This window comes from bacterium (assembly GCA_019637795.1).
GTDB lineage: Bacteria > Desulfobacterota > Binatia > HRBIN30 > CADEER01 > JAHBUY01.
The window spans coordinates 836045-854418 of sequence record JAHBUY010000003.1 but is presented as its reverse complement, the minus strand read 5'-3'; the positions used below and the strand labels follow the sequence as shown (position 1 = coordinate 854418).

The 18374-nt window shown below is 74.1% G+C and carries 17 protein-coding genes; 7 read left to right on the top strand and 10 right to left on the bottom strand.

What is annotated here, in order from left to right; translation table 11 throughout:
* Positions 1-13 precede the first annotated feature (13 nt).
* The 4 genes from KF840_13640 to KF840_13625 are packed head-to-tail and all read left to right on the top strand — an operon-like array spanning position 14 to position 4075.
* Complete coding sequence (locus KF840_13640; protein ID MBX3025944.1) at positions 14-667, top strand: hypothetical protein; 654 nt, start codon at positions 14-16, stop codon at positions 665-667.
* Positions 664-1803, top strand: a complete 1140-nt coding sequence (locus tag KF840_13635; protein MBX3025943.1) for a hypothetical protein — start codon at positions 664-666, stop codon at positions 1801-1803. Before KF840_13640 ends, KF840_13635 begins: the two co-directional genes overlap by 4 nt.
* Positions 1800-2762 (top strand): MoxR family ATPase, encoded by a 963-nt coding sequence (locus tag KF840_13630; GenBank protein MBX3025942.1) that lies wholly within the window; start codon positions 1800-1802, stop codon positions 2760-2762. The genes KF840_13635 and KF840_13630 overlap by 4 nt, the downstream gene beginning before the upstream one ends.
* Complete coding sequence (locus tag KF840_13625) at positions 2762-4075, top strand: DUF58 domain-containing protein (protein MBX3025941.1); 1314 nt, start codon at positions 2762-2764, stop codon at positions 4073-4075. The genes KF840_13630 and KF840_13625 overlap by 1 nt, the downstream gene beginning before the upstream one ends.
* A gap of 131 nt (positions 4076-4206) precedes the next feature.
* On the opposite strand, the gene KF840_13620 is transcribed toward KF840_13625, so the two are convergent.
* On the bottom strand, positions 4207-5247 hold the full coding sequence (locus KF840_13620; GenBank protein ID MBX3025940.1) for a stage II sporulation protein M: 1041 nt from the start codon (positions 5245-5247) through the stop codon (positions 4207-4209).
* A 40-nt stretch (positions 5248-5287) separates the two neighbouring features.
* On the opposite strand from KF840_13620, the gene KF840_13615 reads away from it, so the two are divergent.
* Entirely contained in the window at positions 5288-6130 is an 843-nt protein-coding gene (locus KF840_13615; protein ID MBX3025939.1) for an RDD family protein, read from the top strand.
* Positions 6131-6167: 37 nt separating this feature from the next.
* Here KF840_13615 and KF840_13610 read toward each other — a convergent pair whose 3' ends face one another.
* Both KF840_13610 and sppA read right to left on the bottom strand, forming a co-directional pair.
* The gene (locus KF840_13610) at positions 6168-7667 is read right to left on the bottom strand and encodes a hypothetical protein (GenBank protein ID MBX3025938.1); all 1500 of its coding nucleotides are present in this window, start codon (positions 7665-7667) and stop codon (positions 6168-6170) included.
* Positions 7668-7709: 42 nt separating this feature from the next.
* The gene (sppA, locus tag KF840_13605; protein ID MBX3025937.1) at positions 7710-8699 is read right to left on the bottom strand and encodes a signal peptide peptidase SppA; all 990 of its coding nucleotides are present in this window, start codon (positions 8697-8699) and stop codon (positions 7710-7712) included.
* Positions 8700-8740: 41 nt separating this feature from the next.
* Between sppA and KF840_13600 the strand changes: the two genes are divergently transcribed.
* A complete protein-coding gene (locus tag KF840_13600) occupies positions 8741-10084 on the top strand; it encodes a DUF1329 domain-containing protein (protein ID MBX3025936.1) in 1344 nt (447 codons plus the stop codon).
* A 33-nt stretch (positions 10085-10117) separates the two neighbouring features.
* Here the strand turns inward: KF840_13600 and KF840_13595 are convergent, their stop codons facing one another.
* The 4 genes from KF840_13595 to KF840_13580 form a co-directional block, all read right to left on the bottom strand.
* Complete coding sequence (locus tag KF840_13595; protein MBX3025935.1) at positions 10118-10594, bottom strand: hypothetical protein; 477 nt, start codon at positions 10592-10594, stop codon at positions 10118-10120.
* A 231-nt stretch (positions 10595-10825) separates the two neighbouring features.
* Entirely contained in the window at positions 10826-11575 is a 750-nt protein-coding gene (nth, locus tag KF840_13590) for an endonuclease III (GenBank protein MBX3025934.1), read from the bottom strand.
* Positions 11572-12849, bottom strand: a complete 1278-nt coding sequence (locus KF840_13585) for a hypothetical protein (protein ID MBX3025933.1) — start codon at positions 12847-12849, stop codon at positions 11572-11574. The genes nth and KF840_13585 overlap by 4 nt, the downstream gene beginning before the upstream one ends.
* 185 nt (positions 12850-13034) lie before the next feature.
* Positions 13035-13859: an SDR family oxidoreductase gene (locus KF840_13580; protein MBX3025932.1), complete on the bottom strand. Its 825-nt coding sequence runs from the start codon at positions 13857-13859 to the stop codon at positions 13035-13037.
* Between the two features lie 224 nt (positions 13860-14083).
* Between KF840_13580 and KF840_13575 the strand changes: the two genes are divergently transcribed.
* Positions 14084-14398, top strand: a complete 315-nt coding sequence (locus KF840_13575) for a hypothetical protein (protein ID MBX3025931.1) — start codon at positions 14084-14086, stop codon at positions 14396-14398.
* A gap of 216 nt (positions 14399-14614) precedes the next feature.
* On the opposite strand, the gene KF840_13570 is transcribed toward KF840_13575, so the two are convergent.
* The 3 genes from KF840_13570 to KF840_13560 all read right to left on the bottom strand — a co-directional run bounded on the left by KF840_13570 (position 14615) and on the right by KF840_13560 (position 18371).
* On the bottom strand, positions 14615-15589 hold the full coding sequence (locus KF840_13570; protein ID MBX3025930.1) for an NADPH:quinone oxidoreductase family protein: 975 nt from the start codon (positions 15587-15589) through the stop codon (positions 14615-14617).
* 88 nt (positions 15590-15677) lie between these two features.
* Positions 15678-16223: an OsmC family protein gene (locus KF840_13565; protein ID MBX3025929.1), complete on the bottom strand. Its 546-nt coding sequence runs from the start codon at positions 16221-16223 to the stop codon at positions 15678-15680.
* Positions 16224-16469: 246 nt separating this feature from the next.
* Positions 16470-18371, bottom strand: coding sequence for a sigma 54-interacting transcriptional regulator (locus KF840_13560; protein MBX3025928.1), 1902 nt, complete (start codon positions 18369-18371; stop codon positions 16470-16472).
* Positions 18372-18374: the final 3 nt, after the last annotated feature.

Sequence of the window (18374 nt, the reverse complement as noted above, 5' to 3'; positions counted from 1 at the left end):
GCCTGCCCGAGCGGTGGCCGCGCTGTCGGCGCTCGCGGAGGCGCTGATCGAGATGGATCCGGCGGCGATCGGCGACGAGCAGGTGCGCGCGCTCGCCCGCGAGATCCTGAGCCGCGAGCCGTACGCGACCTGGCACGGCAGCGACGATCCGCTGTGGTGGCTCCACCACGTCTCCGATTGGCTCGAGCGCTGGAACGACTGGGTCGGGGCGTTGCCGGCGGCGAGCCAGGTGCTGATCATCGCCGGCCTGCTGGCGGTGTCGGCGCTGCTGCTCACCCACGTGGTGTGGTCGGTCGCCGCCGCGCTGCGCGCGCCGCGGTCCGACGCCGCGCCGCCGGCGACCGACGCGGCGCCGAGCTTCGCCGCCGAGGCGGAGGCGCTGGCGGCGCAGGGGCGGTTCCTCGACGCCGCGCACCGGTTGCAGCTCGCGACCATCGCGCTGTTGGTGAGCCAGCGCCGGCTGGCCCTGTCGCGCTTCGAGGCCAACCGGGTCCTGCGCCGCCGGGTGCGCGAGGCGGCGCTGCCGTCGGCCGAGCGGCGGACGCTGCTCGACCTGCTCGACCGGCTGGAGCGCGGGTGGTTCCGCGACCGCGCCGGCGATGCCGACCTGTACGGCGCCTGGCGGGCGCTGCACGCCCGCCTGGCGGGGGGCGGCGGCGAGGCATGAGCCGCTCCGCCCGCTGGTCGCTGGTCGCGCTCGGCCTGCTGCTCGGCCTCGTCGGCCTGCTGCAGCCCGATCGCAGCCGGGAGCTCTCGCGCAGCACGTTCGGCGTCACCTCGGTCGGCCACGGCGCGCTGCTGGCGCTGCTCACCGAGCTCGGGCTGCCGGCGAGCCGCTCCTTCGCGCCCGCCGACGCCCTGCCGCCAGGCGCCACGGTGTGGTGGATCGAGCCGCAGGGGGTCTGCCGCCCGCGGACGCCATCGGCGGACGCGGTCGAGGCGCCGTGGACCGGCGATGCCTGGCTCGCCGCCGGCGGCGTCGCGGTGGTCTTTCTCGGCGCCGATCCGGACGACGACTGCGCCGAGATCGCCGGCGTGACGGTGCCGGCGCGCACCGCCGTCGACCATCGACCCGACGCGCCGCGCGCGGCGCAGACGATCGACGGACCGCTGGTGGGCGCGCCGCGTCTCCTGCCGATGCCGGCGCTCGCCAGCTTCACGGATCACGGCGCCGGCACGGTACGGGCGATGATCGACGGCAAGCCGTTCGTCGTCGCGATGCCGGTGGGCGACGGCACGCTGGTGCTGGTCGCCGACGCGGCGCCGCTGCGCAACCAATGGCTCGACGCGGGCGACGCGGCGCTCTTCGCCATGGACCTCGTGCGCGCCTACGGTGTGCCGCGCATCGACGAGCGCAGCCACGGCCTGCACCGCGAGCGCGGCGCCGTGCGCTACCTGGCGCGCTCGCCGGCCGTGCCGGCGCTGCTCGGGATCGCCGTGCTCGGCCTGCTGGTCGTCTGGCACGCCAATCTCTGGCCGGCGCGGCGCGCGCCGAACGCTCCGGAGCCGGCGCCGACGCTGGAGGCGTTCGTCGATTCGCTGGCCCACCTCTATGCCCGCAGCGGCGACTTCCAGCGCGTCGCCGAGCGCTACCAGCAGCTCGCCGCGGCGCGACTGCGCCGCCATTTCGGTCTGCCGGCGGACACGCCGCTGCCGGCCCTGCTCGATCGCCTGCGCGCCAGCCGGCGCGCCGCCCCGCCGGCGCTGGCGGCGCTGACGGCGCCGATCGCCGCGCGCAGCGCGGCGGCGCTGGCCGCCACCGTGCGGGCGCTCGATGCCCTGGTGGAGGATGTGACCCGATGAGCCAAAGCGGACCCGCCACGATCGCCGACATCGGCGCCGCCTACGCGCGTCTGCGCGAGACGCTCGCCGCCGTGCTGGTTGGCCAGGAGGAGGCGGTCCGCCTCGCCTTCATCACCCTGCTGTGCTCGGCGCACAGCCTGATCGAGGGCGTGCCGGGCATCGGCAAGACGCTGCTGGTGCGCGCCCTCGCGGCCTGCCTCGACGTCCGCTTCGGGCGCGTCCAGTTCACCCCCGACCTGCTGCCCGGCGACGTCATCGGCATGCCGGTGCTCGACCCGGCGCGCGGCGAGCTGCGCTTCCGCCCCGGACCGCTGTTCACCGACCTGCTGCTCGCCGACGAGATCAACCGCGCCCCGGCGAAGACGCAGGCGGCGCTGCTCGAGGCGATGCAGGAGCGCGCCGCCACCATCGACGGCCAGCGCCACGCGCTCGGGCCGCACTTCGCGGTGTTCGCCACCCAGAACCCGGTGGAACAGGAGGGCACCTACCCGCTGCCGGAGGCGGAGCTCGACCGTTTCCTGTTCAAGATCGCGATGGCGTACCCGGACGAAGAGGAGGAACGCGGCATCCTCCGCCTGCACCAGGACGATCGCCGCACGCCGGCGGCGTTGCCGCGCGTCCTCGATGCCGCGACGCTGGAACAGGCGCGCGACCTGGTGCGGGCGGTGATCGTCCAGGAGGAGATCATCGCCTACGCGGCGGCGCTGGTGCGCGCCACCCGCGCCGACCTCAGCTTCGCGCTCGGCGCCTCGCCGCGCGCCGGGGTGCTGCTGCTGCGCGCCGCCAAGGCGAACGCGACCCTCGAGGGCCGCGACTTCGTCATCCCGGAGGACGTGCAGGAGATGCTGCTGCCGGTGCTGCGCCACCGCGTCCAGCTCGATCCCGCCGCCGAGGTGGAGGGGACGGCGGTCGACCAGGCGCTGCGGCAGACGCTGCAGAGCGTCACCGTGCCGCGCTGATGATCGGGCCGGACCGCCGCCTGCTCGGCGCCGCCGCCGCGTGGTGCGCCGGCGCGCTGCTGGCGGTGGCGCTGCCCGTCCTCTGGCCGTTCGTGCTGGCGGGGGCGCTGGCGCTGGCGGCGCTGGTCGCCGCCGACCTGCTGCTGCTGCGCCGCCTGCCGGCGCCGCGTCTTCTCCGCGCGCTGCCGGCGCGCGCCTTCGTGGGGCGCGCAGCGGCCATCGGTCTGCGGGTCGCGGTGCCGCGCGGCACCGCGCTGGTGTGCGCGCTCGCCGACGACCCGCCGGCCGACGTCGCCGCGGCGCCGCGGTTCGCGGCGGTCGCCGTCGATCGCGACGGCGTCGCCGAGCGCCGCTACCCGATGCAGCCGACGCGGCGCGGCGATCGACCCTTCGGCGAGCTGGTGGCGCTGGTGCGGTCGCCGCTCGGCTTCCTGCGCCGCCGCCATCGCGGCGCCGGCGGCGACGTGCTGCGCGTCTATCCCGACACCACCCGCCTGCTGCGCCCCGCCGCCCTCGACCCGCGGCGGGTGCTGGCAGCGCTGGGTGTCAAGCCGGCGCCGCGCCGCGGCGACGGCTTGGACTTCGATTCCCTGCGCGACTACCTGCCCGGCGACGATCCGCGGCGCGTCGACTGGCGCGCCACCGCGCGCCGCGGCCGGCTGGTGGTGCGCCAGCTCCAGCACGAGCGCAACCATACGGTGCTGATCGCCGTCGACACCAGCCGCCTGATGGCCGGCGACGTCGACGGCCGCAGCAAGCTGGATCACGCGGTGGATGCCGGCCTGGCGCTCGCCTACGCGGCGCTGCAGGCCGGCGATCGCGTCGGCCTCGTCGCCTTCGATCGCGAGCTGCGCGGCTTCTGCCCGCCGCGCCCCCAGCGCCGCCAGCTCGGGGTGCTCATCGACGTCCTGCGGCCGCTGCAGCCGCGCCTGGTCGAAGCCGACTACCGCGTGGTGGTGCGCACGCTGGCGGCGCGCCATCGCCAGCGGGCGCTGCTCGTCGTGCTCACCGACGTCGTCGAGGCCGGGGCCGCGATCTTCACCGAGCCGCTGGCGCTGCTCGGCCGCCGCCATCGCGTCCTGCTGGTCGCCGTGCGCGACCGCGCCTTCGCCGCGCTCGACGCGCCCGGCGGCGGCGCCGACGTCCTCGCCGTGTCGCGCCGCCTGGTGCTCGCCGACCTGGTGCGCGAGCGCGACACCGCGCTCGCCACCCTGCGCCGCGGCGGCGTGCAGAGCATCGACCTGCCGCCGGAGGCGATCACCGCCGCGGTGCTGCAGCGCTACCTCGCCCTGCGCTACGGACCGGAACGCTGAGCCGTCCATCTCGGGCGCTCCCCGGACCGAGCGGGATCGCCGCATGCAACCGTCCACCTGGAGGGCCGCGCCGCCGCGCGGCCGTCGCGGCTCGCGGCAGGCGCGCGCGAGTCGAGCCCTGAGCCCGTCGTTCACGTCAGGTCGCGCAGCCAGCTCGTGTCGGCCGCGTGCGGCGGCGCGGCGCGGCGGGCGGCGACCACCAGAGCGACCGCGGCGGCGATCCACAGCGCGGCGACGGCGAGACGCGGCGCGGTGCCCAACGCGGACTGGCGGACGAAGCTCTCGATCAGCGCCGCGACCACGAACAGCGGCAGGGCGGCGCCGAGGAGCACCAGCACCGGCGGGACGGCGTCGGCGAGCGCCGCGGCGCGGCCGCGTGGTCCGGGCATCGCCACCGCGGCGCCCAGTTGGAGGCCGCCGGCGGCGCAGAGCGAAATGGCCGTCAGCTCCGGCACGCCGTGTGGTAGGATCCAGGCGAGGAACGCGAGAGGCCACGGATCGTGGAGAAAGATCGAGGCGAAGGCGCCGAGCAGGATGCCGTTGTAGAGGGTCAACAGCAGCGTCGGAATGCCGGCCAGCATGCCGGTGGCGAAGGCCAGGAGCCCGACGCGGGTGTTGTTGGCGAACAGGAACGAGCCGAACACCGCCTTCAGGCCGGCCGGCATCGCGTGCGCGGCGAAGAAGCGCTCGCGCGCCGTCGCCGAGGCGAGCAGCGCGTCGAGCTGATCGGGCGAGTAGCCCATGCCCGACGGCACCAGCGCGTGCACGGCGAGCGGGTCGTGCCAGGTGAGGCCGCCGCCGAGCAGCATGCCGGCGGCGAGCAGCGCCCAGGCGATCACCTGCGCGCGCCAGGTCTGGCCGAGGGCGGCGCGCAGCGCCTGCGACCAGGGGCGGCGGGTGCGCGCGGCGCGCTCGCTGAACAGCGCCGCGTAGGCGCGGGCGCAGAGCCCGTTCAGCGTCCGCACGGCGTCCGGATCGGCGTCGCGATCGCGCGCCACCGCCAGGCGCGCCACGTGGGTGCGATACAGCGCCGCCAGCTCCCGCAGCTCGTCGAAGCCGACGCCGCGGACGCGGAGCCGTTCGGCGCGCTCGACCAGCGCCGCGAAGCGCTGCAGGTCGGCGCGCGCCGCGCCACGGCGGGGCGCGATGGGCTCGGCTGGTCGCGGCGTCATCGGCGCCCCAACCTCAGCACAGAGACGCCGCGGGTGCCACATGCATGAGCCGGCGCGCCCGCTTCCCGTCGCCGGCGAGCCGATCCAGGAGATCCGCTCCGCCGAGCAGGTCGCGCTGCGCTTCCCGATCGCCGGTCCGGGGACGCGCGTGCTCGCCTACGCGATCGACGCGATGGTGCTGGGGCTCATCGAATGCGCCGTCCTCATCGGGTTGTTCCTGACCACGCCGCTGGCGCAGTCGATCCTCGAAGCGTTCCGACCGCTGCTCGACGAGGGGCTCGGCGGGCGCGCCCAGGAGATGCTGGTGAACGCCGGGATGCTGGTGATCGCGTTGCTGATCATCGGCCAACTGCTCGTCGAGTGGGCGTACTTCATGCTGAGCGAGTGGCTGACCGGCGGTCGGTCGATCGGCAAGCGGGCGGTCGGTCTGCGGGTGATGGGCGACGATGGCCTGCCGCTCACCAGCCGCGCCTCGCTGGTGCGCAACCTGTTGCGCGCCGTCGACGCGCTGCCCGGCAGCTACGTCGTCGGGCTGGTGGCGATCGTCGCTTCGCCGCGCTGCCAGCGGCTGGGCGATCTCGCCGCCGGGACCATCGTCGTCCGTCTCGACGCCGGGGCGCCGCTCGACCTGCCGATCGACGGCGATTCGGCGGGCGACGCCTTCCGCTTCAGCCACGCCCAGGTCGCCGCCCTCGGTCCGCTGGAGCGCCAGCTCCTGCGCCAGACCCTGCGCCGGGTGGAGGCGCTGGACGGCGAGCCCGCGGCGGTGGCCGTCGAACGCAGCGTCGAGGCGCTGCGCGGCCGCATGGGCTACGAGCCGGTGGCGCCGGGACAGCGGATGGAATTCCTGCGCGCCCTGCTGCGGGTCATCGAGCGCGGCTGACGCCCGCCCGCTGCCGGGGCGCGGCCGCCGGCCGCGGCTACGGGAACGGCAGCATGCCGCGCGGCGCGGTGGACGGGCCCGTCGCCGCGTCGCCGTCGCGGCTCCACAGGGCGGCGACCTGGTCGGTGTACAGCAGATGCCACTCGCCGCGGCGGTCGAGCGGCGTCGGCGTGCCGCGCGGGACGAGCACCAGGGTGGTCGGATAGGCATCGAGCAGGCGCGCCGCGTTGGCGTCGCCGTCGGCGCGGAAGAACGCGAATCCGTCCTCGACGACGGCGGGCGGGTAGACGGTGGCGAAGCGGCCGTCGAGCGACACCTTGAGCGCCGGCGCGCCGTGCCAGAGCGCGTAGCCGCCCCAGTCGAGCGGCAGGGCGAGGTTGCCGGCGATGCCGCGCTCGCGCAGGAAGCGCAGCGCGCCGACGGGATACTCGCCGGCGTCGAAGACCAGGGCGCCGCGGTCGCGCGACAATTGGCCGCCGACCGTCGCGAGCTGGACGGCGGCGAGCGCCGCCAGCGCGGCCGCCACGAGCGCGCTGGCGGCGGGCGAGAAGCGCCAGCGCGTGCGCAGCGCGGCTACGTCGAGGGCGCCCTGCAGTTGGTCGGCGAGGGGCGCGGCGGCGCACAGCGCCAGCAGCGGCACGTGCCGCTGCGAGCGCAGCGCCATGACGCCGACCAGCAGCAGCAGCGCGGCCCACCAGCGGCGCTGGCGCAGCAGGCGGGTCCAGTAGAGGCTGGCGAGCAGCGCGGCCAGCAGCACCACTGCCGGGCGCTGCGCCGGGTCGTCGAGCGCGAGCGGTTGCCATTCGCTGATCGGGTGCGGCACGCGCAGCTCGTTGGCGATGTAGGCGAGCAGGTGTGGACCGTAGGGATTGCAGGCGATGGCGAGCAGGGCGCAGGCGAGCAACGCCGCCCGCTGCGCCGTGGTCGCGCCGTCGTGGCGGGCGCTGCCGAGCGCGGCGTAGAGCGCGAGCATGCCGATGCCGGCGACGACCGCGCCGTGCGCGTTGGCCCACAGACAGAAGCCGGCGGCGACGATCGCATACGTCGCCCAGCCGGGCGGCGCGCGGCGCGGGCGATCGAGCCAGGCGAGCAGCGCGGCGACCCCGAAGTACGTCACCACCTGCGGGCGCACCGCGTAGCCGCGCGCCATCGCGGCCAGGGTGAGCACCATCACCGGGCCCCAGACCCAGGGCGAGCGGGCGTGGCGGCGTACCAGGCGCCAGACGAGCGCCGCGGTGCCCAGCGCCAGGGCCAGCTTCGCCATCCACATCGCGGTCGAACCGCCGGCGGCGTAGAGCGCGGCGAGCCCGACCTGGCTCAGCCATTCGTGGTCGATCCACGGCAGGCCGGCGGCGGTGTACGAGGCGTCATCGAGGCGCGGGATCGCCCCCTCGGCGAGGATGCGCCGACCGCTGTAGAGGTGCATCCAGAGGTCGTTGTCGGCCTGGTGGTCGGCGAGGAAATAGAGCGCGCTGCTGGCGACCAACAGCGTCCAGGCCCAGGTGAGGAGGCGGGGCGATCGCCGCGGGTCGGTCATGCCATGCCGCTCGCCGCGGGCCGCTGCCGCGGAGGGCGCCGCTCACGGCTCCCAGAGATAGAGGAAGTGGGGTCCGGGCGGCAGCCGCCCGTCCTGGAGGCTCAGCAGGCTGACCTGCGTCACCTGCGCCGGCACGGCGGCGCGGGCGTAGATCGTATCGGCATACTCGTCGCCGCGGCGGTAGCGGATGACGCGCGCTTCGCTGACGCCGGCGCGCTGCTTGGCGCGCTCGATGGTGTCGGTGAGATAGCCGAGACGGTCGATCAGCCCGCCCTGCAGCGCCTGGTCGGCGCTGAAGACGCGGCCGTCGGTCATCGTCGTGCTCATCTCCGGCGTCAGGCCGGGGCGGCGCTCGCGCACCAGGTCGACGAAGCGCGACTGCAGATCGCCGATCAGGTTCTGCAGAACGCCGCGCTCGGCGGGCGTCATCGCGCGCAGCGGCGAGCCGATGTCCTTCATCGCCCCCGAGGCGACGGTCTGGTTCTGCACCCCGAGCTTGTCCATGAGGCCGGCGACGCTGATGTTGGTGAAGATGACGCCGATGCTGCCGGTGACCGTCGTCGGGGTGGCGACGATCTCGTCGCCGGCGAGCGCGGCGTAGTAGCCGCCGGACGCGGCGACGTCGAGCATCTGCACCAGCACCGGCGTGCCGTGCTCGGTCTTGAAGCGGGTCAGCGCCGTATAGATGATGTCGCTGGCGGTGACCGTGCCGCCGGGGCTGTTGATGCGCACCACGATGGCGCGTACCGCGTCGTCCTCGGCGGCGGCGTCGAGCTCGGCCTGGACGCGCGACACCGTGCTCTCGCGGCCGCCGAGTCCGAGCGGCCCGGCGCGTTCCTCGCCCGAGATGACGCCCGAGAGGTCGATGAGCAGGACCTTCGCCTTGCCGGTGCCGCTCACCACCTGCTCGGTGAGCGGGCGGGGGCGGCGCGACAAGGGGTCGAAGTCCCCGGTGATGACGATGCAGCCAGCGGCGGTGAGCGTCAGCAGCGCGGCGAGCAGCGAACGGTGCACCAGGGTTGGCATCGGCAAGGGTTGGCTTATAGTCATGGCCTCCACGGCGAAACAAGGTGATGCAGGCTCCTCCGCGGCGCGGCGCGCCGCTCGCGCTCGCGATCGCGAGCACGCTCGCCGTCCTGACGGGCGCGGTGGTGGCCGCGGCCGCGGCAGAGGACGCGACGCGCATCAGCGCGGCGAACGCGAAGGCGTTCGCGGCGCTGCTGCCCGAGTCGGTGTACGCGCGCGTCGCCGCCGGCCAGTACGAGCTGCCGCTGGTGGCGGTCGACCCGGCACGCTTCCGCGCCAACTACAGCGATCGCTTCTGGCAGGCGTCGCAGGCGAACCGCGGCAGGTTCGGCATCGATGCCGAGACCGGCGGCCTCACCGACGCCGCGACCGGCCGGATCCCGACCCGCTTCTTCGGCCTGCCGTTTCCCGACATCGACCCCGCCGATCCGCAGGCCGGCGCCAAGATCGTCCACAACTACCGCGCCCGGCGCATGCAGATGGACGGCGACTTCCACACCTTCGACCTGAGCGACGTCGAGCTCGACGGCGAGGTGCGGCGCACGGTGCGCATCCTGCTGTCGCAGGCCTACTACGTCGGCACCAGCGCCGAGCCGCCGGCGTCGCTGCCCGACAACACCGAATCGCGCCAACTCGCCGCGGCGCTGGCGCCGAAGGACCTCGAGGGCGTCGGCGTCCTCACCTGGCGCATCAACGACTGGACGACCTGGGACCAGGTGTGGGCCTACCTGCCGACCATCCGCCGCGTCCGCCGCGTCCGCAGCTCGACGCGCGGCGACAGCATTCCCGGCTTCGAGGTCCAGGGCGACGACGCCGACTGCTACGACAACAAGACCAGCTACTTCACCTGGAAGCTGGTGCGCGCCGACGAGGTGATCGGACCGCTCGGCAGCGACACGCCCTACGCCCGACCGCTGACCGACGAGCCGCCGAGCCGTCGCGCCATGAGCCTGCCCTACAACCCCGCCGTCTACGAGAAGCCCGGGGCGCGCGGCGCCGGCTGGTTCACGCTCGACAACGTGTACGTCAGGCGGCCGGTGTGGATCGTCGAGGGCACCCCGCGCGATCCGTACTACGAGGCCGGGCGCATCGTCCTCTACGTCGACCGCGACCTCTACCACGGCTACTACAAGCTCTCGTACAACAAGGCGGGCGAGCTCTACCGCACCAACTTCTGCGGCACCGCCTGGGGGCGCAGCGCCGACGGCGGCTTCGCCGCGCCGACCGCCCTGCTCATGCTCGGCGTCAACGAGAAGGAGAACCGCGGCACGCCGGCCGGCCGCTTCACCAGGGAGACCTACGATCGCGCCTTCGCGCCCGGCTGGTTCACCGCGACGCATCTCGACGAGCTGTCGGCCACCGCGGACGGCACGCCGGGCCCCGCCCGGTAGACCCGTCGACCGGGCACGGGATGCCCGCGATGGCTACGCCGTGACCGGTTCGCTGTGGCCGGAGTCGCCCGACTCGCCGGGGCGGATCTGGTCCCAGGCGTTGCGGTAGGTCGCGAACTTCCCCGCATACGACCGCCGCGAGTCCGGCAGGTAGAACGTCTTGCCGCTGATCGCCTCCCAGGGGATGACGAAGGCCTGGGTGAGATCCAGCGCCTGACCCGGGACCAGCGGCACGCAGGCGAAGAAGTCGCTGTACCGTTCGCCCACCTTGCCGCGGTGGTGGAAGTTGAAGTTCCAGGCTCGGTACACGTAGTTGTAGTGGCGGCCGCCGACGTGCACCCGCCGCCGCGACGAGCTCGGATACGCCACCCGCAACGCCAACCGCACCCCGCCGTCGACGTAGAAGTCGAAGCGCGCCTGCGGAGGAGCGGGCTCGACGCGGTGGCCCAACTCGGCGAGGTGGGTCACAACCTCCTGCTTCGGGACATCATGGATCTCGACCCGGTTCATCGTCCGTTGCGCGGGCGGCGTGCGTCGGCTCGTGCCCATTTTCAAAAATGCGAGGCTTGTCAGACCACCAGAACTCCGGCCGCCGTTTACTTACCAGCGCGTCATCCGACTGCCAAGCAAAAAAGTCAGAGCCGGGCAGGCGCCGACGGAATTGCTGCCCGACGGGGCGTGGACCGTCGCGCCAGTACTCCACCTCCTGACGGGCCTGCCGCCCGACATGAGTAAAGCGGTTTACACCCAGCGCGAGCGGCGCGGGGGTTCTTTCGCAGCTTTCGGAGGCGTCTTGTCTGGAAACGGGCAGATATCGATGAGAACGCAGGCCGAGCAGTCTGGCTTACGGGCGAAGCAGACCCGACGGCCGTGGAACTGGAGGAGGTGGCAGAAGCGGATCTGGTGCGTGGCGGGGACCACCTTGGACAGATCGCTCTCGATGCGGTCGGGGTCGGTGTGGCGGGTCAGGCCCAGGCGTTGGCTGAGTCGGCCGACGTGGGTGTCGACGCCGATCCCGGGGATCCCGAAGGCGTTGCCGCGGAGGATGTTCGCCGTCTTGCGGCCGACGCCGGGCAGGGTGAGGAGATCGTCGAGGTCGCGCGGCACGCTGCCGCCGAAGCGGTCGACCAGCGCCTGGCAGCAGGCGCGGACGGCGCGTGCCTTCTGGCGATAGAAGCCGGTCGGACGGATCCAGCGCTCGAGCTCTTCCTGCGCGACGGCGGCGAGGGCGGCGGCGGTGGGGAAGGCGCGGAAGAGCGCCGGGGTGACCTCGTTGACCTTGGCGTCGGTGCACTGGGCGGCGAGGATGAGAGCGATCAGCAGCTCGAGCGGCGAGCTGAAGTCGAGGGCCAGCTTGGCGTCCGGGTACGCCGCTTCGAGTCGCGCGATCACCTGGTCGATCGGGGCGGCGGCGGGTCGGCGGCGGGCGGTCGGTCGGCTGGTCGCCGTCCGTTTCGCCGGGCGTGGGGTGCGGCCGCGGGGCGGGCTCATCGCGGCTGGGCGGGGGCGGTGGGGTCGATCGGCGCGGGCAGGCAGGCCTTCAGGAGGGCGCCGGTGCCGGCGACCGAGCCGCTGCTGCGCGCCCCGGCGGCGATCCACAGGCGGACGGCCTCGAGCTCGTCGGGGCTGAGCGCCGGCAGGTCGATCGGCATGGCGCGACCCGCGACGTCCGAGCGCCCGACCGTCGCCTTGGCGAGCAGCAGCCACAGGCGGCTGCGTTCGGGATCGCCGGGCTCGATGCGCGCCAGCGGGCCGACCGCGGACGGCACGCCGACGGTCTCGTCGTAGGAGACGCCGATGCGCAGGTCGAGGTCGCCGGCGCGCGCTTCGCCGTGGCAGCGGTCGTCGCTGCAGCCGTGGCCGTCGAACACCGCGTCCTGGATGAGGTCGAAGGTGGACGCGTACACCGGGCAATCGGTGCGGGTGCAGTCGGCGCGACAGGTGTCGTCGTCGTTGGCGTTGCCGTCGTCGCACTCCTCGCCCGCTTCCTCCATGCCGTTGCCGCACACCGGCGCCGGGCAGCGGGTGCGGTCCTGCACGTAGACGCCGCCGACCAGGCAGTCGGCGCGGCTGCCGACCGCGTCGAGCAGTTGCGCGATCGGGCGTCCGTACAGCGCCGAGAAGGCGTCGGCGTCGCAGGTCGCGGCGAGGCGCGCCGCGACGCTCACCCGTGCCCGTTGCGCCCGTTGGGCGCCGCGCGCCACGGCGGCGAGCTTTCCCTCCGGCGCGATCGCCTGGCCGGCGATGCGATCGTACGGCGCCCGTTGCTCGCGGGCGGCGAAGCGGAGCAGCTCGCTGGCGCGGGCCGCCGCCGCCTCGAGGCAGGCGGCCCGCGCCGGCGCCACTGCGCCGACGACGTAATCGGCCGAGCTGCCGACCAGCGCCGGTCCGTACACCGCGGTGACCAGCTCGCGCTCCAACTGGCGGCAGATACTGGTGACGTCGGCCAGCGCCTCCTGGCGATCGATGAAGCGCAGCGGCGTCATGTCGACCTCGCTGCAGAAGGCGTCCACCCTGTCGAGCGCTCGCTGCCGGGCAGCGCGCACGGCGCGGGTCACCGCGTTGGCGTCGCAGGACTCGCCGCGGAGCTGCGGTTCGATGCAGGCGCGGCGCAGCGCCCAGACGTCGAGAGCGCACTGCGTCGCGGCCTGGCCGAGCGCGCGCTGACAGCGGCCGGCCTCGGCGCCGAAGTCGCCCCACTCCGCCAGCGGCAGCGGCGTGCCGTGCGCCCAGGCGCCGCCGGCGCCGACTCCGACGAGCAGCACGGCTATCACGGCAGCGGCGCGCGGACTCACGACTCCTGACCCTGGCGGGCGATGCCGCCGAATGCAACGCCCGGCGGACCGCGCTCCGGCTGGGCGGTCGCGGCGCGGCACGAGACGGGAGGTATCTCGGCGCCGATCGCGACGCCCCGCCGTCCGCCCGGCCGCGCGACCGCCCAGGTCGGGGATCACATGTACGAGCCGCCGGTGACCAGCACGACGTGGCCGGTGACGTAGTCGGCCAGCGGCGAGGCGAGGAACAGCACCGGACCGGCGGCCTCCTCGGGCGTGCCGGCGCGTCCGAGCGGGACCATCTGCATGGCGAGCTGCCGCATCTGCTCGGGGATGCCCATTTCGACCGCGTGCCCGTCGACGCTCTCCTTCTGGGACCTGTCCTTGGCGGCGGTGAGGCGGGTCTCGATGAAGCCGTAGGCGACGGCGTTGACGTGGATGTTCAGCCGTCCCCACTCCTTGGCCAGCGTCTTGGTGACGCCGACGATGCCCATCTTGCCGGCCGAGTAGTTCACCTGGCCGGCGTTGCCGGCGACGCCCGAGGTCGACGAGGTGTTGACGACGCGGCGGATCACCCGTTGGCCCGCCGCCTGTTCCTGCTTCGCCCAGTCGCGCCAGTAGAGCGAGGCGGCGCGCAGGATGCGGAACGGGCCGGTGAGGTGGCAGTCGATCATCGCGTACCACTGCTCGTCGCTCATCTTGTGGATGACGCCGTCGTAGGTGTAGCCGGCGTTGTTGACGATGATGTCGAGCGCCTTGAAGCGGTCGACCGTCGACTTGATCAGTTGGTTCGGAAACGCCGGGTCGGTGACCGATCCCGGGGCCGCCACCGCCTCGGCGCCGGTCTTGCGGATCGCCTCCGCCGCCTCCTCGGCGACATCGGCGTTGAGGTCGTTCACCACCACCCGCGCGCCGTGCTGCGCGAACAATTCGGCCACCGCGCGCCCGATGCCGCGCCCCGACCCGGTGACGATCGCCACTTTGCCTTCGATCAGCTTCATCTGGACCTCCTGTGGGGAATCGCTCCTGCTTAGCCGATACCGGCGGGTGCGGGAACTCCGCGCGACGGCGCGGCCGCCACCGCTGCCGTCGCGCGGCCATGAAACGCCACGCCAGTGTCGCTAGGGATCGCTGCACCAGAGCGCACAGCGGGACGGAGAGGGCTGGCGCGCTGTTTGCCCTTCTGCGGCGCGCCGCAATCGACCGGCAGACGGAGGGTAGGCGCATGACCAGACGCGTGACTGACGGACTGATCATCCTGGCGGTGCTGGCGCTCGCCTCCACCCACCTCTGGGCGCAGGGGGTCGGTGGGCGGCGGGTCGTGCGGCCGAGCCAGGCGGGCGTGAGCGGCGCCGCCGGGCGTGGCGCCGGCGGTGCGACCGACGGCGCCGCGATCGGCGGTCGCCGCGTCGCGGGCGACGCCGGCACCAACCGCGCCGCTGATCGGACTCGCGCCGGTCGGGGGCCGGGCGACGCGCCGGGCGTCCCCGCCGGCAGGCTGACGCGCCCGAACGCCGCGGCGGAGGTGTCCGGCCGCTAGCCTCGATACGACAAGGACACCTTCACCACGGAGGCACGGAGACACGGAGGGGGCAGCGTGGGAATGGCGGGTGGGCGCGATCCCTGTGGCCGCTGATGGCGTTGGGGTCGTCCCCGAACCCTCTCTCCTCTCGTCCAGGTGACTCCGTGCCGCCGTGGTGAAATGTGTTCGTCACAACAAGGCCAGCCCGGGCGCGGCGCCGGCGCGGGGTGCGGGCTACGGAATCAGCAACACCTTGCCGACGCTGCGGCGCGAGGCGATTTCCTCCAGCGCGTCGGCGGCGCGGGTGAGCGGATACTGCGACGAGACCAGCGGCGTCACCAGGCCGCGCTCGTAGAGCGCGAACAGCTCGCGCATCGCCAGCGGAATCTTGTCGGGGTCGTGTTGCCGGTAGGCGCCCCAGTGCAGGCCGACGATCGCGATGTTCTTCAGCAGGACGCGGTTGAGCTGCACGCTCGGGATGGTGCCGGAGGCGAAACCGATGACCAGGAAGCGGCCGCCGAAGGCGATGCACTTGAGCGACAGGTCGACGATGTCGCCGCCCACCGGATCGTAGATCACGTCGGCGCCGCGGCCGCCGGTCGCTGCCTTCACCTGCTCGACCCAGTCCGGCGTCGAGTAGTCGTACGCCGCCTCGGCGCCGTGCTGGCGGGCGATGGCGAGCTTGGCCGGCGAGCCGGCGGTCGCCAGGACGCGCGCCCCGAGCGCGGCGCCGATCTGCACCGCCGCGAGGCCGACGCCGCCCGCCGCGGCGTGCACCAGCAACGTCTCGCCCGGCTGCAGGGCGGCGCGGTAGACGAGGCCGAAGTACGACGTCTGGTAGACGACGCCGAAGGCGGCGCCGTGCTCGTAGGACATCGAGTCCGGCATCCGCACCGTGCCCGCGGCCGGCGCCAGGCACATGGTCGCGAAGCCGCCGTAGCCGAGCATGGCGAAGACGCGATCACCGACCGCGAGCCCGCTGACGCCGTCGCCGACGGCGCGGACGATGCCCGCCACCTCGCCGCCGGGCGAGAACGGCAGCGGCGGCTTCACCTGGTACTTCCCCTGCGCGATCAGGATGTCGAAGAAGTTGCAGCCGATCGCCTTGACCTCGATCGCCACCTGCCCCGGGCCGGGCCGCGGGTCGGGCAGCTCGCGCCACGCCATGTCCCGGGGCTCGCCCCAGTGCTCCACCAGCATCGCCTGCATGGTGGCGGTGTAGCCGCCGCGCGGCCGTCGGCGCAACCGGGAGGGCGCCGCGCCAGCAGCGCCCTCCCGGTCGCCGCGCGAGCCTCGCTCACGCGCGCGTGATCACCACCGGCACCGGCCGGCAGACGGTGTTGCACACCGGCGAGTGCCGCTGGGCGACGGCGATCAGCTCGTCGAGTTGCGCCGCGTCGCAGTCGGCTTCCACCTGCATCGCGATGCGGATCTGTTCGTAGCCGGGCGACACGGACGCGTCGAGGCCGAGCAGGCCCTGCAGGTCGATCTCCCCCTCGAGCGCGGTGGACAGCGCGGTGATGCGGATGCCGCGCGCCGCGGCGTGCAGCACCAGCGTGGTGGTGACGCAGCCGGCGAGCGCGTGCAGCAGGAACTCCACCGGGTTGGCGCCCTCGTTGTGTCCGAGCAGCACCGGCGGCTCGCCGTTGACGAATTCGAAGCTGCTGCTGCGCGAGGTGTCCTCGCCGCCGGCGCCGTAGAAGTCGCGGATCGTCGAGTGGTTCTCGCCGCCGTCGATCCAGCGGTTGCGCGCCCGGAACTGGAAGCGCGCCAGGCTCGGCTGGCGCTTGATGGCGGCGATGGTGTCGGTCATCTGCGCCGTGTCGAGGCCGTTGAGCGTCATCGCGGGGCGGGTGGCAGGTGCGGGCATGGGATCCTCCTTTGCGTCTGGCGCGCTCCGTGCGCGCGATGCCACGAGGTATCCCAAGTCGCGTGCCAGGCTGCGGCGGCGCCGCAGCGCGCCGCGGCGACTGCGGGTCGAGGCCCGAGATCCCGTGCCCTCACGAGATCTCGGGTCGCGAAACCCGACGTCCCACGAGGCACGGGCGCCGCGCCCCTTGGTGTCGCGCCTGCCGGGTGCGATCCCTCGTCAGTCGCGGCGGGCGATGCCGAGCGACTTCATGCGCGAGGAAAGCGTGTTGGGGTTGAGGCCCAGGCGCTCGGCGGCGCCGCCGGCGCCGGCGATCTTGCCGCCGGCGGCGGCGAGCGCGCGGCTGATGTTCTCGCGTTCCAGGGCCCGCAGCTCGTCGGCGGTGAGGATCCGGTCCTCGGCGGCGGCCGACGGGGCGACCGGCGCGGCCTCCGGCAGGGCGCGCGCCAGGTTGAGGTGGCGGCCGTCCTCCGACGTGATCACCGCGCGCTCGATGACGTTGCGCAGCTCGCGCACGTTGCCGGGCCATTCGTAGCGGCGCAGGCGGTCGCGATCCGCGGCGCGCAGCAGCAGCGGCGCCCCGCCGCGGCGGCGCGCCAGCTCGGCGGCGAACGCCTCGGCGAGGCGGACGACGTCGTCGCCGCGTTGCCGCAGCGGCGGCACGTGCAGCGGGAAGACGTTCAGCCGGTAGAGGAGATCCTGGCGGAAGGTGCCGGCCCGCACCATGTCGTCGAGCGAGCGGTTGGTGGCGGCGATGACCCGCACGTCGACGCGCACCGTGCGGCTGCTGCCGACGGGATCGAGCTCGCCCTCCTGCAGGACGCGCAGCAGCTTGGCCTGCAGGTCGAGCGGCATCTCGCCGACCTCGTCGAGGAAGATGGTGCCGCCGTCGGCGAGCGCGAAGCGGCCCTCGCGGCGCTGGGTGGCGCCGGTGAAGGCGCCCTTCTCGTGGCCGAAGAGCTCGCTCTCCTGCAGCGTGCTGGCGATGGCGGCGCAGTTGACCTTGACCAGCGGCTGGGCGGCGCGCGGGCTGAGGCGGTGGATGGCGCGCGCCACCAGCTCCTTGCCGGTGCCGGTCTCGCCGGTGATCAGCACCGTGGTATCGCCGCCGGCGACGCGCCGCAGGTCGGCGAGCGCGGCGCGCAGCGCCGGGCTGTCGCCGATCAGCTCGTCGTCGCCGAGCAGCGCCGCGATCTCCTCGCGCAGCGTCGCGGTCTCGCTGGCGAGGGCGCGGATGCGGGCCTCGGCGGCGACGCGCTCGTTCACGTCGCGCAGGATGACCGTGAAGTAGGCGCGGCCGTCGAGCTCGAAGCGCGACAGCGTCGCCTCGGCCGGGAAGGGCTCGCCGTCGGCCCGCTGCGCGGTCAACGCGTCCGGAATCCACAGCGATTGCTGATCGCTCGGCTGCCGCGCCAGCTCCCGGGCCAGGCGCTGCAGGGTGGGGCGGGACGGCGGCGCCAGCAGGCCGTCGATGGGCGCGCCGAGCAGCGCCGCGGCGCGGCAGCGGAAGACCTGTTCGGCGGCGGGGTTCATGCCGACGACCGCGAGCGCGGTGTCGACCTCGATGATGGCATCGCGCGCGCTGTCGATCAGCCGCGACAGGCGCTGCTCGCGCTCGCGCAGCTCGCGGTCGCGGCGCACCCGGCGCAGCTCGGCCGCGGCGCGCCCGGCGAAGATGCCGAAGACGGCGAGCGCCCGCGGGTCGGCGGGCATCGGCGCGTCGTGCATGACCGCCAGGTGGCCGAGGATGCGCTCGTCGGTGTCCACCAGCGGCACGCCGAGGTAGCTGACGGCGCCGAGCGGCCGCAGATCGGGATCGTCGCTGTAGAGCTCGATCAGGCGCTCGGGAATGTGCACCAGGCGGCGGTTGTCCATCACCGTGCCGCAGGGGGTGTTGGCGACCGCGTACTCGTAGTCGTCCTTGAATTCGCCGCCGACCCAGAAGGCGAGGGCGCGCAGCCGCCGCGCCTCGGGCAGCCATTCGGTCACCCACGCGCACGTCGTCCCCAGCGCCTGCGCCAGGTGGCGCACCAGCTCGGCGAAGAACGCCTCGCCGGTCTCCCCGGCGGTGCCGGCGAGGATCGCCTGCAGGGCGGCGTCGTCGAGCGGCGCGGCGGCCATGCG

Bases quoted from the DNA above. Each gene is read 5' to 3' on its own strand.
- KF840_13635 (MBX3025943.1), top strand. From the start codon at position 664: ATGAGCCGCTCCGCCCGCTGGTCGCTGGTCGCGCTCGGCCTGCTGCTC.
- KF840_13630 (MBX3025942.1), top strand. From the start codon at position 1,800: ATGAGCCAAAGCGGACCCGCCACGATCGCCGACATCGGCGCCGCCTAC.
- KF840_13625 (MBX3025941.1), top strand. From the start codon at position 2,762: ATGATCGGGCCGGACCGCCGCCTGCTCGGCGCCGCCGCCGCGTGGTGC.
- KF840_13620 (MBX3025940.1), bottom strand. From the start codon at position 5,247: ATGACGCCGCGACCAGCCGAGCCCATCGCGCCCCGCCGTGGCGCGGCG.
- KF840_13615 (MBX3025939.1), top strand. From the start codon at position 5,288: ATGCATGAGCCGGCGCGCCCGCTTCCCGTCGCCGGCGAGCCGATCCAG.
- KF840_13610 (MBX3025938.1), bottom strand. From the start codon at position 7,667: ATGACCGACCCGCGGCGATCGCCCCGCCTCCTCACCTGGGCCTGGACG.
- KF840_13600 (MBX3025936.1), top strand. From the start codon at position 8,741: ATGCAGGCTCCTCCGCGGCGCGGCGCGCCGCTCGCGCTCGCGATCGCG.
- KF840_13595 (MBX3025935.1), bottom strand. From the start codon at position 10,594: ATGAACCGGGTCGAGATCCATGATGTCCCGAAGCAGGAGGTTGTGACC.
- nth (MBX3025934.1), bottom strand. From the start codon at position 11,575: ATGAGCCCGCCCCGCGGCCGCACCCCACGCCCGGCGAAACGGACGGCG.
- KF840_13580 (MBX3025932.1), bottom strand. From the start codon at position 13,859: ATGAAGCTGATCGAAGGCAAAGTGGCGATCGTCACCGGGTCGGGGCGC.
- KF840_13575 (MBX3025931.1), top strand. From the start codon at position 14,084: ATGACCAGACGCGTGACTGACGGACTGATCATCCTGGCGGTGCTGGCG.
- KF840_13570 (MBX3025930.1), bottom strand. From the start codon at position 15,589: ATGCAGGCGATGCTGGTGGAGCACTGGGGCGAGCCCCGGGACATGGCG.
- KF840_13565 (MBX3025929.1), bottom strand. From the start codon at position 16,223: ATGACGCTCAACGGCCTCGACACGGCGCAGATGACCGACACCATCGCC.
- KF840_13560 (MBX3025928.1), bottom strand. From the start codon at position 18,371: ATGGCCGCCGCGCCGCTCGACGACGCCGCCCTGCAGGCGATCCTCGCC.